Source organism: Streptomyces sp. NPDC093795 (assembly GCF_044764665.1).
Classification (GTDB): domain Bacteria; phylum Actinomycetota; class Actinomycetes; order Streptomycetales; family Streptomycetaceae; genus Streptomyces.
This window is the reverse complement of the sequence record NZ_JBIWIO010000008.1, coordinates 1-13659: the sequence shown is the minus strand read 5'-3', so window position 1 is coordinate 13659 and position 13659 is coordinate 1. Positions and strand designations below refer to the sequence as shown.

Genomic DNA, 13659 nt, shown 5'->3' with positions numbered 1-13659 from the left:
CGGCGGTCACCTCGTCCAGAAACCGACGAGGGCTTCCACGGCCCGGGCGACTTCGTCCGGGTCGGCGTCGGCGGCGAGGACCGTGATCTCTCGCGTCATGGGCCGGCGGGCCGTGTGGACGAAGTAGTCGCGTGCGTGGTGAAGGAAGCCCGGCTCGTGGAGGAAGTACTCGGACTCGGCGGCGGTGTGGCCGGCGGTCTTCCGACGGAGGTGGAGCGTCTCGGCCGGTACGTCGAGGTAGAGGGTGTGGTCGGGGTGAAGGAACGGGAGCGTCTTGAGCCGGTGGTGGAGCTGGTGGTGGACGCCGTACCCGAACAGGGCGTCCAGGGCGTACGCGTGGGCGAGGAGGGTGTCCACGGAGCGGTCGAGGACGACGAGCTGCCTGCCGCTCGCGGCGGCCTCGGCCACTCGGGTCGCCTCGATCTCCATGAACCGCTCGAAGGCGGCTAACTGGGCGGCCGCGGAGTCGGTTCGGGCCGGAGGGATGTCGTCGCGGTGGGCGATGTGCTTGACGTAGCAGTCGGAGACGATCGCGCGCGAGCCGAGGGAGGTGTGGCGGAGGTGGCGTATCGCCGTGGACTTGCCGGCGTAGGAGGGCCCTTCCAGGGCGATGATCAGCACGTCGTCTCCTCCGTCCGGTAGAAGCGCTCGGCGTAGAGTTTCGTGCCGTCGACGAGGTCGGCCGCCGTGGTGAAGGCGTGCCGGATCGGCCGGTACATCTTCCGGGCCGGGTGCATCTGCGAGCCGTGCATCCTCAGGACGGTGACCTTGTCCAGGACGACGTCGGTGATGTCGACCAGCTCGGGCCGCATGGCCGCCCCCGTACGTGTACGGAACAGGTGCTGGTCGCAGCCGACGAGCGCGTACGTCGCCCAGAAGGCGAGGTCCTCCCAGAACCAGGTGCAGCCGAGGCGGACGGCGGCCTCGTGGACGAGGAGGTGGTCGGGGTGGCGGGTGACCGCGGCGGGGGCGAGGAGCTCGGCGTCGGGATGGAGCGCGGCGATCCGGCGCAGCTCCTCGGTGACCCGGTCGAGCAGCTCGGGGTCATAGGACCTGTACGGCGGCTCGGCGTCCCTGTGGCCGAGAAGGAGTCGGCGGGCGGCGAAGGGTGCGAGCGCGGCGGCGCCCTCGCGGTCGCGCAGCTCGGACACCGTGTCGACGTCGGCGTACGTGGCTTCCAGGCCGGGGTGGACGCTCCGGGAGCGGGTGAAGACGGTGACCACGGTCAGCGGTCGGGGGTTGGCGAGGAAGGCACCCGAGGCGGAGAGGGCGAAGTCGTCGTGGTGGGGTTCGATGACGAGGACCGGGCGGCCGGCGGGGGTACGGGCCTCGACGTAATAGGGGACGCGGGTGTGGGGCGCCGTCACCTCCAGGGCACGGTGGTCCATGGCCTGGTGGCGGGCGGCGAGCTGCTGGGTGTGGGTCTGGTGGGCGCGGTGGAGGTCGTCGGGGAAGGTGTAGATGCCGCTGCCGTCCGGGACCGGCAGGTCGACGGCGGGCAGGGGCTTGGGCTGAGGCCGCACAGGGGTCTCCTTCGTCATCGCACGGTGGTCTCGTACCAGTGGCGCCACATGCGGGGCGACCGAAGCCGCAGGCGGGCGGTGACGGGGTTCTGCCACCAGAGCATCCGCAGGCTCGACCACTGGTCGTAGCGGCGGGTCGACGGGCGTACGCGCAGCTCGTCGAGGATCGTCACAGGCCGTCTGGTGGCCTGACCGTGGGCGGTGAGCCGGGCGAAGAACTCCACGTCCTCGCTCATGAACAGGTCGTCCCGGTACCCGCCGACATGATGGAAGGCATCGGCGGTGCAGAACTGGTTGACGCCCTGGGCTCCGCCGCGCCGGGTGCGGTAGTGGTCCCAGTACGCGCACAGCAGGCGGGCTCCGAGCCGCTCGGGCGTGTAGAGCGGCGGGATGGCGCCGCCGACAGCCCCGGTGTCCATGGCGGCAGCGGCGGCGCTGACCGCCTCCAGCGGCAGGGCCACGTCGGCGTCGGTGAAGAAGAGACGGCCGCTGCGGGCGGCGCTCGCTCCCGTGTTGCGTACCCGGCCGATGTTGCGGACGGGCTCGGTGACGACGCGGGCGCCGAAGGAGGCGGCCATGTCAGCGGTGGCGTCGGTGCTGGCGTTGTCGACGACGATCACCTCCCCGGTGCGGCCGGTGACCTCCTCCCAGCGGGCGACGGAGGCGAGGACGGAGGGCAGGTAGCGGGGCAGGTAAGCGACCTCGTTGAAGGCGGGGATCACCACCGACAAGGCAGGGGTGGTCATCGGTATGTCCTTTCCGGGCGGGGTACGCGGAAGAGGTGCGGGGTCCGTCGGCTCAGCTCGTCCAGGCGGCCGACCCACCGGGCACGGTCGTCGCCGGGTTCCGAGTGGGCCCAGCAGCGCATCGTGTGGAAGACGGCCCAGACCGCCAACTGGTGGTGGTCCAAGGCGAGCGGATAGGCATCGGTGACCGTGCGGGCCCGGGCGGAGGCGATGGCGCCGGTCATGACCAGGGTTTGGGCCACGTCGGACTCGCGGGGACCGGCTGCGGCGTCGGTGAAGTCGACGAGGTGGCGGACGGCTCGGGGCCCGACGAGTACGACGTTGTCGCCGTGCAGGTCGCTGTGACACCACACCGGGGCAGCCGCCGGGGCGTCGGCGATAGCGGCCAGGGCGGGCGCGATGCGGTCCAGAGCGCTGGCCGGGCAGCGACGGCCGATCGAGGTGACCTGCTCGTGGAACGGCCGGCGTGGGGCCCACGGCTGGACCGGGGCCCGGTGTAGACGGCCGAGCAGGCCGCCGAGGTCCCTCAGGGCTCGCTCGTCGCCCACCTGGCCGGACCGCACGGCGCTTCCCAGGGTGAGCGGGCCGAGATCCGCGGTGATGAGAGCGGTCACCTCGTGGCCGGGGACGTGTCCGTACGCGAGGACGGCGGGCACGGAGACGTGCTTGGCGACGGCCCGGACCGCCGCCGCCTCGGTCGCGGCGTTGCGGCGGGCGGTGACCGCGTACAGCTTGATCACCACGCTCCGCCCGTCTGCCAAGAAGGCCCGGTACACGACCGTTCTCGACCGCGCCGACAGGCGGTGTGCGGCACGGACCGGAACTCCCACGAGACCGAGGGCGGCCCGCGCGACGGCCGCGGGTACGTTCGTCGTGCTCACCACGCACCCGCCGGTTCCGCCCCGAAGGCACCCAGGCGACGGACGTGCCGCAGGGTGACCGCCAGGTGCCGCCGGTACTCGGCCACGTCCCCGGTCCGGGGACAGTCGGCCTGCCAGGGCTTTTCGGGGCCGACGAAGTGCACGAGGGCCGCGGCCGGGTCCGGCCTGAGCGACCGGGTGACGACCCGCCGCACCCAGTTGCCCCGCTCCAGGAACCGGCCGGTCTCGAACCTGTTGAGTCCGGCGGCGGCCGGCCGCACGCGGCCGGAGTGCAGGAGCCACAGGTTCAGGGCGTCTTGGTCGTTGTGGAGGATGTGGCGACGGCCGTGGATGAGCGCGTGCTCGACGCCCTTGCGGACGACGGGCATGTGACCGGTGCGGGTCCAGAGGACGCCGGCGTTGAAGTAGGGACGGCCGCGCAGGTGGGGCCAGCGTTCGGCGGCCCCCGGCAGCGCCGGGCACTCCCCTACGGCCGGGTTGAACTCGTCGCGTACGGCACCGATCTCGTCCTCCCGGAGGGATCCGAGCGGATCGGTGATGTCTCCGCGTACGAGCACGTCCGCGTCCACGTAGATCAGGTAGGGCCGACGGACGAAGTCCGGCGTGAACTCGAACCGCAGGTAGGTGGTGACGGTGATGTACGAGGCGTCCGCCATGCGCGAGACGCGCAGCGGGGCGCAGCGCCGGAGGTCGAAGGAGCCGAAGCCGATCCGCTTGGCGAAGTCGGAGAGGAGCAGGGCCTGCGCCGGGGCGAGGTCGAGGGTGAGCACCCGTACCGCGGCATGGCGGCGGGCGACGAGGGTGAGGCTGTCGGCCAGGCCCGCGATCGTGGCGAGGCCGGGGACGAGGTACTGCTGGTCGATGCAGAGACCGAACGCGTACACGGGACGTCGCCTTTCAGGCGTGGCGCACGGAAGGGAGTGAGGGACGGAACGGTGAGCGCGGAAGCTCACCGGTTGTCCTCGCCGCCGGAGGGGGCGAGGACGTTGAGGCTGTCGGGGTCGTCGGTCTCCCAGCAGGGCCCGCCCCCGGTCGGCGGCCGCAGCACCCACACGGTGCCGCCGGCACGGACGTCGGTGACGATCGCCCGCCGCCCGTCCCCGTCCCTCACGAGGTCGCCGACCCACGCGCGCCGGGCGGTCACGAGGTGCCCTCCTCGAGTGCTTCGGTCTGCGTGCACCAGCCCGACGCCGCGTCCGCGAGGTCGCGGCGACGTCGGGCCTGCCCTGGCGTATGGCGGCCCGGGGTGCCGTTCGAGGCGTCCGCCAGGAACCCTCCCCGATCGCGGAGGAGCACGCCGAGGGCCGCGAACTTGGCTGCGTCGGAGGCTACATGCGCCGCGCCGCTGACGACGACGCCCCGGATCATCCCGGCGGACAGGGCAGCCGTGACCGCCTGCCACCCCGGCCGCTCAGCAAGCGGCAGTGCCGGGTCGGAGTCGGACCAGACCCCGGCGACGTGCCAGTGCCGGGCGTCGGCGTAGTAGCGGCCACGCTCCTCGCTCTCGCCCAGGGCGGTGGAGGTGGTGGCGCAGGAGTAGACGGCAACGGGTACGTGCCCGAGGCCGCCGGGCGGGTTGTTCGGCATGCCTCCAGGCTGGTGGCCTGCGAGGCTCGGGCCCAGGCACGGCCCGTCGCAGCGGAGGAACCTCGTACCGGGCTCGACTGCCACGTCCCGTGGCAACGGTCGCGGACGCCGCCGTGGGGCTGACACGGCCCGTGGCAGTCATGCCGGCGGCACCCGCGGAGCTACTACGGACCGTGGTACTGCAGCCCGTTCCTCAGCGCACCCCGAGCGGGACACCGGCGGAGTTGGCCAGCCCGCGCAGTCGGCTGACGGACACGCCGGCGAGCCTGCTGATGATGACGCCGGGCAGCATCTGGTGGCGCACCCAGCCGGGAGCCGTCTCGCACACCGTTTGGAGGGTGTCGGCGGCGGCCTCCCACCGTCGGCATTCCACCTGGGTGAGAGCGACGTCCAGGCCGAAGCGGGCGCGGGTGGCCAGCGGCACGCCGGCGTCCAGGCGGACGGTGTCCATGAGGCGCAGAGCGCCGCCCGTGTCGCCGAGTGCCACCGCGATGCTCATCGCTTGCGTGGCGGCGTACATCGGCCCGTACGGCTGTGCGTGCGAGCCGCGGGCGTGTTCGTCTCCGATGCGGGCTGCGACGGCGTGCGCCTGGGAGAGGTACTCGCGGGCGTGGTCCGCGCTCGCCCCGCCCCGGGAGGCGGCGACGGCGGCGTTCGTGACGAGCTGACCGTAGATGCTGAGCCGGTCCGGATCGTGCTCGCTCATCTTGGGCTCGATCCGGTCGGCCTGGGCCGCTGCGAGGAGGAAGCCCTGCTTGGTGCGCCCATCACGGAGATTGACCCACGCGGTCGTGGCGGCGAGATGGGCGTCGCGCAGCTCGTCCCCGCCCTGGACGGCGATCTGCCGCCCGTACGTCAACGCCGCGTACGCCAGGTCTCGCGAGCCGAGCACGTTGGCGGCCATACCCGCGGTCTGGAAGGTGTCGATCAGGACGCCGGCTGCGGCCTCCCGTTCATCGAGGCCGGCGGCGTCGAACCGGGCGCGGGCTTCTGGAAGGAGCCGCCCGAGGAGGGTGCCGAGCTCGGTGTACCGCCCTTCCCAGTAGGCGGCGTCCGCCCGACGCACGACCGCTTGAAGTTCTTCGACACTGCCCGGCTCGACCTCGGCGGGGATGCCGATGGCAGCGTCGCGGGTCGCCGCGGAGACCAGACGCAGCGCGGCCCTCTCATCACGGTCCATGGACCGGCGCGGCGCCTGCTGCCCGAGGAGCACGGCGATGTCCGTACCGAGCGCGTCGGCGATCGACAGCAGCGACGGTAGGGAAGCCGTCCCGCCGCGTTCGAGCTTGCGGACGACGCCGACGGACACCCCGGCGGCCTCGGCTAACTGCTCCTGCGTCATGGCACCGCGCAACGCCTTCAAGCGCTCAGAGGTGGTGTACTCCGACCACTGCATGCTCCAGAACCTCCGCGTGATGGGCCCCACACGGACAGTACTCACAGAAACGGGGCGGTGGACAGCCTTCGGCCAGGCGGCAGTTGACGCTCAGACCGTGAGCACAGCCGTGACGCCGAGAAGAGCCTCCAGCTCGGCGACCGCCCTGTGTTCGTCGGTGGCGTGAACAGTCGTGATGCCCAGCTCGGCAGCCGGCGGCAGGTTCACCTCATGGTCGTCCACGAACACGCACCGCTCGGCAGGCAACCCGATCCGCTCCAGGGCCAGCCGGTAGATAGCCGAGTCCGGCTTCGCCATCCCCTCCAGCTCGGACACGACGTGCACGTCGAAGAGGTCCCAGATGCCCACGTGCTCGTACGGATTGAACGGATCGAGGCCGAAGCTATTGGACAGCAGCGCGAGCCGGTGGCCGGCAGCCCGTGCGGCCCGAGCGAGCGCGATCATCCGACGCGCCGGAGGAACGTCGACCCAGGCCCGTCCCATCAGGTTCACGGGGTCCACGTGCTTCCCCAGGAGAGCTGCTGTTCCTTCATTCCACTCGGCCTGCCCGATCTCCCCGATCTCCAACGCCGCGTACAGCCGCCGACCTTCCGGATGATCGTTGAGCGTCGCCCGCCACGCCCCGGGTTCAAGCCCCTCAGACACGCACCAGGCCCGGTGGACCTCGATGGGGCTGGCGGTGAGCACCCCCGCGAAATCCAGGATCAACCCCAGCTGCCCGTCCCCGTCAGCCCTGCCCCCGCGCACCATCCGGCGTTCGCCCCTTCCGAGATCGGACTCATACGGGGACGCTACCGCGCATCCACCGGTCAGAGCACACGGGGAGAAGTCACCTAACCCTGGACCAACTGCCCGCCCTCTGCCCGGCAGCCGTTGAGCAGAGGCTCTCACCCACGAGCACCTCCCTCAGCCTGTCTCCGCCCGCACGGATCCGCGACACACGCCGAGCCTGAGCCAGAAGGTACCGTTTCCTTGCCTGGCCCCAAGAAGTCACCGGTCTCGGTGCCGTCCGGCCGAGCTCCCAATCACGTCACGTGACCTTCGCGTCAGTTAGGAAGGCACCCGGTCCACCAGTGCCTCGTGCAGGGTGGAGGCATCCTTGTCCGGCGCCGCTTCAGACAGCCTGCGAAGGTCCTCATCGGTCAAGTACCTGTAGCTCTGAGGCGGGTGAAAGGGTCCTGCGGCCCGCAGCGCAGACAGCGGAACGGGGTCCTGGAAGGTGACAGGTGCCTCTAGCGAGAGGCCGCTGGCGCGGGTCGCCCCGCTCATATATTCGTCATACTCTCGGCGACTGATACCTGCACTCGCACGGCTCGCCGACCACACCTCACGTGGCGAAGCCACCTGCACGGAGGCGATCCGAGCCATGCCCACGATGGCCATCGTGGGCGCGGTCGCGTAGAGGAGCACCGGAGTTCCAGGTGGGGCTGCGACGCGCTGACGGCGCACCTCGACCGTCTTGGTTCCAGCCAGGATCGCCGTGGCGAACCGCGGGTGGACGGACAGCAGCATCGCTCGCTCCGGATCGCTCACGTCTTTCGGTGCCCCTCTTCGTACACGGCCTGGAACAGCGCGCTGTCGATCTTCATCATCGACATCGGCGTCTTCCACGTTAGCCCCAAACCCTTAGCCAACGAGGTCAATCGCGAGCGCGTCACCTGCGCAGGGAAGATCTCCGTGTCCGAGAACCTCAACGCCATTACCTTGCCCGTCGGTTCGGCTTGCGCACGCACGTCAGCACGACCATATACGCCCAGGTGTTCGAATCGCGAGAAGAGGGAGTCAGGGTCATCGACTATCACCTCGTCCAGCCGCGAGCAGCCGACGGCCATCATCCCTTGCTGCCCAGCAGTCCCCCGACTGACGTACCAAAGGACTCTGCTAGGAACGCTCTCCCCACGATGGCCAGCAGACCGGTAGTAGACGTGCTCACGGCTGATCCCGAGCACGTCGTCACGCGGCACGAGCATGGCCGGCACGTTGAACAGCTCTGTGGACCAAAGAGGCCGAACAGGAACGACGAAGGAAGGAAGGGCGGTGTCGATGAGTTTCGCAGGCCACCAGGCTCGCTCAGCTACGCTTACGACTTCCGGTGAAGCACGAGCATCCAAGCGCGGCGCCGTACGGCCAGCACGTGCGGCAATCTCTCCTGCCGCCTCCGAAACGGCCTCAGCCGGCCCGCAGAGATCGACGATGAGTGCCGCGAAGCCGCGCTCGTCCTCGGTGAATCCGTCGGCACCCAGAGCAGACCTGGCGGCTGTGGAGAGATAGGGATCAGCAATGCGCACGATCTGCGCGCCTCGATCTCGCCCCAGCCGCTTGAGCATGAAGAGCAACTGCCGGGCAAGCGTCTCCTCCAATGGATGGGAAGCGGTGCGCAGGATGGCGACGTTCAACGTGCGACCATCCATCGCCCAGGCATAGAGGGCCACCGGATGCCCGTCGCCGTCCCGAAGCAGCTCTCTCCGCCACAGCACGCCATCCGCGCCGAGCGCCTTCAATCGCTCCACGAAGGCGGTTCCTGTGTCGCCGCCCGTCTGCTCGAAGAAGGCGACCAACTCACCTTCACTCCCGGATGCGACTTCCTCCATCGAGAAGGCTGTCCCCATGAGATCCGCCGGACGGTACACCTGGGCCTGGCGGAGCTCGTCCACATGAAGTGTCACCATGGCCGGCGACACCACCCGAACGCGCGCCACATCCCAAGCGATATCAGCCAGCCTCTCCAACTCGGGATCGCGCGTCACCAACACCTGCAGCCCGGCGCAGGAAGTCTCGGCCACGTAGCGCAGTCGAGCACGCATCTTGCCGTCGATCAGCAATTCCGGCAGTTCTTTGCTCAGGGCTGCAAGCATCTCCTGCTGGCGAACCGATACCGCCGCCCCGTCAGGCGACGCCGCTCGAAGCTGGGGCAGACCGTTGCGCTGACGCTGTCTCGCCTCACGGTTCTCGATCTCGTGCACATCAAGAAGGAGCTGCGGTGTGTATGTCAGCTCGATCAGGTCCGCTAGCCAGCCGGCTTCAAGGGCCTTCGACTCCTCGACAGCCCGCTCAGCACCCTCGCCCCGCAGTCCGGAGAAGACGCTGTGGTCGACAGTCACGACCAGCAGGGCGTCGCTTCGCACCTCGGTGAACAGGTCATCATGACCAAGGTCGAGCCACCAGGTGTCAAGAGGCTCCTTGTCCTCGCCACGGCCAATGCCCTCACCCTTCGGAACGAAACCGAGGCCGCTCCACATGGGGCTGAGCCCGTAGTCCCGTCGGCACCTGGCCCGAATGCCGAGCCGATGCCCTTGCCTGCTGCGCAGCTCCGCGATCAAGCGCCGCGCAATGCCCTTCCCTCGGTGCTCCTCGGCCACGCAGAGATGCACGAGACGGACATGCTGGCTGCGTTTGGGCAACCCGAAGAGCGCATACCCGACAAGTTCATCACCTTCCAGCGCGACCAACAGCCCGCCGTCCTCGGCGTACTTGCGGTACGCGGGTGGGGTGAGCAGCCCCAGGCGCTTCGTGTATCGGTCACCCAGGGCAATGGCGGCGCTGAGCAAGTCCGACTGCTCTCCCGTCACCGGCAGCACCTCGATCGCCATCCGTGTCCCCTCCCGTTCGATCACCGCCCCAAGCGCATACTGCCCAAACTGGAAAGGCCAAGCCACCGATTGAGCAAAACCGGCTGATGGCGGGAATCTTGCGGCGTCTCCCTGCCGCTACATGCCACTGACGCAACGCCGCCGAGCAGACGATGAGGTTCAGCCCGGGCCATCGGTACCGAGGCGCCTAGATCACGTTCCTGTCGCCCCCCCCTCACCCTGCGTGTCTACCCAGACACCCATTGTCAGTGGCGTCGAGTAGCGTGCCGCCCTCAGAAGAGCAACACAAGGAGAAGCCGATGGCGGACGCTACCGTGCCCCGGGGCAGTCGAACGAAGCAGGCCACGTACGTCTGGCTGATGAGCCTCACCGCGAACGAAGGCTTGTGCACCTACTGCGCTGTCAAGCCGTCAACGACCCTCGATCATCAGCAACCCGTGGCCGGCAATGGCGCCGACGTGTGGTGGAACTTCCTCCCGGCATGCAAGCCCTGCAACGACTGGAAGCGTGGGCGCAGTCCGATGGAGTGGCTCATCGACCAGAAGCTGCACCGCGAGCATCCCCGCGACGGTTTCGACACGCGCAAGATGCCTCTCCGCATGTTCGCCGGGTTCGAGACACGCATCGAGCGAGTACGCCGCGAGATCGCCGACCCTGATCGCCGAGACTGGTTCCGGCACCACTTCGGGGCAGCCCGCTACAAGAACAAGGGCGACATCTGGGGCCACCTCGAACTGTGCAGGAAGACGCTGGATCGGTACCCTCACCTGCCTTGGACGACGCCAAGCGTCGATCCCTCCGAGTCCGATGTCTGCACCCGACGCATCTGCTGCGGGTGGAGGCATCCGGACTCACGAACCGTACGCGGCGTGATCATGGGCCGCAGCGAATACGCAGCGATCAGTCAGGCCGCATTCGAGTCCGACATGTCCGTTGGAGATCTTACGGCGACCCTCCTCCTCCGCCACCTACGGGACCGGCACAACGAGATGCCGAACAACAGTCACATGGCCGCGCGCACTCCCCCGAGCATCCCAACACAGCGCAGCTGAGGCCGGGGGCCATCGCCCCCCTTCGGTCCACCCCGTGCCGTCGTCCCGAAAACAACCGAAGTTCTCGTCGCCCATCAGTCACACAGAACGTCCGCGCAGGTCAGAGCCACCCCACTCCCTCACCCACCCAGTGCCTTCTAAGCACTTGGCCGCAGGTCGAGTCCTACGAAGAGCAAGACGGAAAGCTTTCTTCGGTTACGCACAGTTCCTCAATGACAATCGGAGGAGCGGCACAGCCGGCACGTGGGACCGCGTGTCCGACTCCCAAGCTTCGGAGGAAGTTCAGGGACGGCCGCCGACCGCCCCCAAGCACTCGATTCGGCCTGAAGATGCCGCCCCCCTGTGTCCGCCCCTGATCTTCAGCGCGGTCGGCACGGAGCCATCCCCAGCGTCCTCGCGGCGGCCCAACTCGTTCAATCCACGGTCACGGCGCTGCTATCCGGCTCCTGAGGCCTGCCCGTCGCACAATCACGTCCGACCGCTGCCCACAACCCCTCGGTGAAACCGGGAAGGAGCACGATGCTGAGTTCGGTCGCAGCATGAGCAGCGATCGTGAACGGCCCGGGCGGATCACCGGTACGACGCCCGTAACGGCGAGGCACCCCGATGGTTGATCAGACGTGAGAATTCAGGAACGCCGCAGGGGGACGCCGGCGCCGCGCGATGCCAACGCGCGGAGGGTCATGGTCGCTCAGCGAAGCCGGGACACGACTCCGGAGCTTGCGCTTCGCCGGGCTCTGCACTCATTGGGCTTCCGCTACCGCGTGGACCTGCCGATCGTCGGCATGCCGCGTCGCCGCGCCGACGTCACGTTCACGAAGTGGCGCACCGCCGTGTTCGTACAGGGCTGCTTCTGGCACGCCTGCCCGAGTCACCTGCATATGCCCCGACACAACTCGGAATGGTGGCGGCAGAAGCTTCGGGGAAACGCCCGCCGCGACGAGGAGACCGATGCCCACCTCGCGCTGATCGGTTGGCTGCCCCTCCGCATCTGGGAACACGAGACCGTCGACGGCGCGGTCGAGCGGGTGGCGGCAGCGCTCGCCACCCGGGGGCATCCCCGCGCCCTGGCCATCAGCACCTGGTCGCCCGTGTCGGAACGGGCGACCGAGGGCTCGTAGAGGAGCGCGTGCGGCATCCGAACACACGCGGGACGGGGCTCTCAGCCGTAAGGGAGCCACCACAACGCCCAGCGCCACCCAGTCGACGTAGAAGACGCCTTGCGTAGTCAGCAGGACGGGGAGGGGAACGACCTGAGCGACCCAGCCCTGACCTGACACCTCATCAGAACGAGCGTCAAATGAGCGTCACGGGCGTCATCTCAGCGTCAAGATATCGCCCGTAACGCCCACACCGCGCATATAGCGCGCACGCAAAACCGCAGCTCAGACGTCCTTCTTCACCGGCTCCAGGATCGCCACGCACTCCACGTGGTGCGTCATCGGGAACAGGTCGAACGCACGCAGCGTCCTCACCCGGTAGCCGCGCTCCGCGAAGTACGCCAGGTCTCGGGCCAGGGCCGCCGGGTCGCAGGCCACGTAGGCGATGCGGCGGGCGCCGAGGCCGGCGAGGTGGTGGACCGTCTGCTTGCCGGCGCCGGCGCGCGGGGGGTCCAGGACGATCAGGTCGACCTCGGTGATGCCCGTGCGCGGGAGGACCGACTCGACCTTGCCCTGTTCGATGCGGACGCGCGGGAAGTCGGCCAGGTTGTGGCGGGCGTCCTCCACCGCGCGCTTGCCGGACTCGATGCCGAGGACCGCGCCCTGGTCGCCGACCCGGTCGGCGAGGGCGCCCGCGAAGAGGCCGACGCCGCAGTAGAGGTCGAGGGCCGTCTCGCCCTTGCGGGGGGTCAGGCCCTGCATGACGGCGAGCATGAGGGTGTCGGCGGCCTTCGGGTGCACCTGCCAGAAGCCGCCGCTGCCGACGCGGTGGGTGCGGCCGTCGGCCCGCTCGCGGACGAAGGCGCGGCCATGGACGCGGTGGATGCCGCCGTCGTGCTCGTCCACGCGCATCACGGAGACCGGCTTGTCCAGCTCCACCAGGGGGAGGCGGGCACCGGGGCGGGGGGCCAGGATGACCTGGCGGTCGTTCGAGCCCGAGGCGGCAATGGCCTCGACGGACGCCATGCCCTCCCAGGTTCGCTTCTCGATGCCGAGCTCCGAGACGCCCTGAGCGGCGATCATGCAGTGGTCGATGATCTCGACCTCGTGCGAGCGGTGCTTGCGCAGGCCCGCGTGGCCCTCCGCGTCCACCGCGTACTGGACGCGGGTCCGCCACTGCGGGACCTCGCCCGGCGGGAGCTTGTCGCCCTCGGCGGGCATGACGGTGCCGTCCCAGCCGGCTTCCTCGGGGGTGAGTCCGGCGAGCCGCTTGAGCTGCTCGGCGATGACCTCGCCCTTGAGGCGGCGCTGGGCGCCGGGCTTGGCGTGCTGCCAGTCGCAGCCGCCGCACTTCCCGGGGCCCGCGAAGGGGCAGGGGGCCTCCACGCGGTCCTTGGAGGCGTCGAGGATCGTGATCGCGTCGGCGCGCAGGAAGCGGGAGGTCTCCTCGCCCTCGGTGACGCGGGCGATGATCTTCTCGCCGGGCAGGGCGTGGCGGACGAAGAGGACGCGGCCCTCCTCGGTGCGGGCGATGCAGTGGCCGCCGTGGGCCACCGGGCCGACCTCGACCTCGTACTCCTCCCCGATGAGCGACGACTCAGGTGCGTTCGCGTTCTGCATGACGGGGAGACTCCAGAGAAAGAGAGAGGTGGGGGGGGGCGCCCCCGCGGCCCCCCCCCCCACCGGGCGGGGGGGGGGGGGGGCCCCCCCGCCCCCCCCCGGGGCCCCGCCCCCCCCCCGCCGCAGCCCCCCCGGCGGAGCCGGCAAAACAACCCCCCCCCCCG

14 protein-coding genes are annotated in these 13659 nt (G+C 69.7%); 2 read left to right on the top strand and 12 right to left on the bottom strand.

From position 1 onward, the window contains the following. Window positions 1–6: 6 nt before the first annotated feature. From ACIRB7_RS21870 to ACIRB7_RS21820, 11 genes are all read right to left on the bottom strand, one after another. Window positions 7–621 (bottom strand): hypothetical protein, encoded by a 615-nt coding sequence (locus ACIRB7_RS21870; RefSeq protein WP_403601118.1) that lies wholly within the window; start codon window positions 619–621, stop codon window positions 7–9. Further along, a complete protein-coding gene (locus ACIRB7_RS21865) occupies window positions 615–1541 on the bottom strand; it encodes a PIG-L deacetylase family protein (RefSeq protein WP_403601115.1) in 927 nt (308 codons plus the stop codon). Before ACIRB7_RS21865 ends, ACIRB7_RS21870 begins: the two co-directional genes overlap by 7 nt. Continuing rightward, window positions 1538–2269 (bottom strand): glycosyltransferase, encoded by a 732-nt coding sequence (locus ACIRB7_RS21860; protein ID WP_403601112.1) that lies wholly within the window; start codon window positions 2267–2269, stop codon window positions 1538–1540. Before ACIRB7_RS21860 ends, ACIRB7_RS21865 begins: the two co-directional genes overlap by 4 nt. Then, window positions 2266–3030 (bottom strand): aminoglycoside phosphotransferase family protein, encoded by a 765-nt coding sequence (locus tag ACIRB7_RS21855; RefSeq protein ID WP_403601109.1) that lies wholly within the window; start codon window positions 3028–3030, stop codon window positions 2266–2268. The genes ACIRB7_RS21860 and ACIRB7_RS21855 overlap by 4 nt, the downstream gene beginning before the upstream one ends. 116 nt (window positions 3031–3146) lie before the next feature. Continuing rightward, complete coding sequence (locus tag ACIRB7_RS21850) at window positions 3147–4034, bottom strand: glycosyltransferase family 8 protein (RefSeq protein ID WP_403601107.1); 888 nt, start codon at window positions 4032–4034, stop codon at window positions 3147–3149. 65 nt (window positions 4035–4099) lie between these two features. After that, window positions 4100–4294, bottom strand: coding sequence for a hypothetical protein (locus tag ACIRB7_RS21845; protein ID WP_397645547.1), 195 nt, complete (start codon window positions 4292–4294; stop codon window positions 4100–4102). Next, the gene (locus tag ACIRB7_RS21840; protein WP_403601104.1) at window positions 4291–4737 is read right to left on the bottom strand and encodes a hypothetical protein; all 447 of its coding nucleotides are present in this window, start codon (window positions 4735–4737) and stop codon (window positions 4291–4293) included. Before ACIRB7_RS21840 ends, ACIRB7_RS21845 begins: the two co-directional genes overlap by 4 nt. Before the next feature lie 193 nt (window positions 4738–4930). Further along, window positions 4931–6133 carry a helix-turn-helix domain-containing protein gene (locus ACIRB7_RS21835; protein WP_403601101.1) on the bottom strand — a complete coding sequence of 401 codons (1203 nt, stop codon included), beginning with the start codon at window positions 6131–6133 and terminating at the stop codon, window positions 4931–4933. Window positions 6134–6223: 90 nt separating this feature from the next. After that, on the bottom strand, window positions 6224–6883 hold the full coding sequence (locus tag ACIRB7_RS21830; RefSeq protein ID WP_403601098.1) for an HAD-IA family hydrolase: 660 nt from the start codon (window positions 6881–6883) through the stop codon (window positions 6224–6226). A 300-nt stretch (window positions 6884–7183) separates the two neighbouring features. Further along, complete coding sequence (locus ACIRB7_RS21825; RefSeq protein ID WP_223777245.1) at window positions 7184–7666, bottom strand: ASCH domain-containing protein; 483 nt, start codon at window positions 7664–7666, stop codon at window positions 7184–7186. Next, on the bottom strand, window positions 7663–9723 hold the full coding sequence (locus tag ACIRB7_RS21820; RefSeq protein WP_403601094.1) for a GNAT family N-acetyltransferase: 2061 nt from the start codon (window positions 9721–9723) through the stop codon (window positions 7663–7665). Before ACIRB7_RS21820 ends, ACIRB7_RS21825 begins: the two co-directional genes overlap by 4 nt. 299 nt (window positions 9724–10022) lie before the next feature. On the opposite strand from ACIRB7_RS21820, the gene ACIRB7_RS21815 reads away from it, so the two are divergent. Further along, complete coding sequence (locus tag ACIRB7_RS21815; RefSeq protein WP_403601091.1) at window positions 10023–10775, top strand: HNH endonuclease; 753 nt, start codon at window positions 10023–10025, stop codon at window positions 10773–10775. Between the two features lie 620 nt (window positions 10776–11395). Next, window positions 11396–11896, top strand: coding sequence for a very short patch repair endonuclease (locus ACIRB7_RS21810; protein WP_403601088.1), 501 nt, complete (start codon window positions 11396–11398; stop codon window positions 11894–11896). A 264-nt stretch (window positions 11897–12160) separates the two neighbouring features. Here the strand turns inward: ACIRB7_RS21810 and ACIRB7_RS21805 are convergent, their stop codons facing one another. Further along, complete coding sequence (locus ACIRB7_RS21805; protein WP_403601085.1) at window positions 12161–13495, bottom strand: class I SAM-dependent RNA methyltransferase; 1335 nt, start codon at window positions 13493–13495, stop codon at window positions 12161–12163. Window positions 13496–13659: the final 164 nt, after the last annotated feature.

Bases quoted from the DNA above. Each gene is read 5' to 3' on its own strand.
- ACIRB7_RS21865 (WP_403601115.1), bottom strand. From the start codon at position 1,541: ATGACGAAGGAGACCCCTGTGCGGCCTCAGCCCAAGCCCCTGCCCGCC.
- ACIRB7_RS21860 (WP_403601112.1), bottom strand. From the start codon at position 2,269: ATGACCACCCCTGCCTTGTCGGTGGTGATCCCCGCCTTCAACGAGGTC.
- ACIRB7_RS21840 (WP_403601104.1), bottom strand. From the start codon at position 4,737: ATGCCGAACAACCCGCCCGGCGGCCTCGGGCACGTACCCGTTGCCGTC.
- ACIRB7_RS21835 (WP_403601101.1), bottom strand. From the start codon at position 6,133: ATGCAGTGGTCGGAGTACACCACCTCTGAGCGCTTGAAGGCGTTGCGC.
- ACIRB7_RS21830 (WP_403601098.1), bottom strand. From the start codon at position 6,883: ATGGTGCGCGGGGGCAGGGCTGACGGGGACGGGCAGCTGGGGTTGATC.
- ACIRB7_RS21820 (WP_403601094.1), bottom strand. From the start codon at position 9,723: ATGGCGATCGAGGTGCTGCCGGTGACGGGAGAGCAGTCGGACTTGCTC.
- ACIRB7_RS21815 (WP_403601091.1), top strand. From the start codon at position 10,023: ATGGCGGACGCTACCGTGCCCCGGGGCAGTCGAACGAAGCAGGCCACG.
- ACIRB7_RS21805 (WP_403601085.1), bottom strand. From the start codon at position 13,495: ATGCAGAACGCGAACGCACCTGAGTCGTCGCTCATCGGGGAGGAGTAC.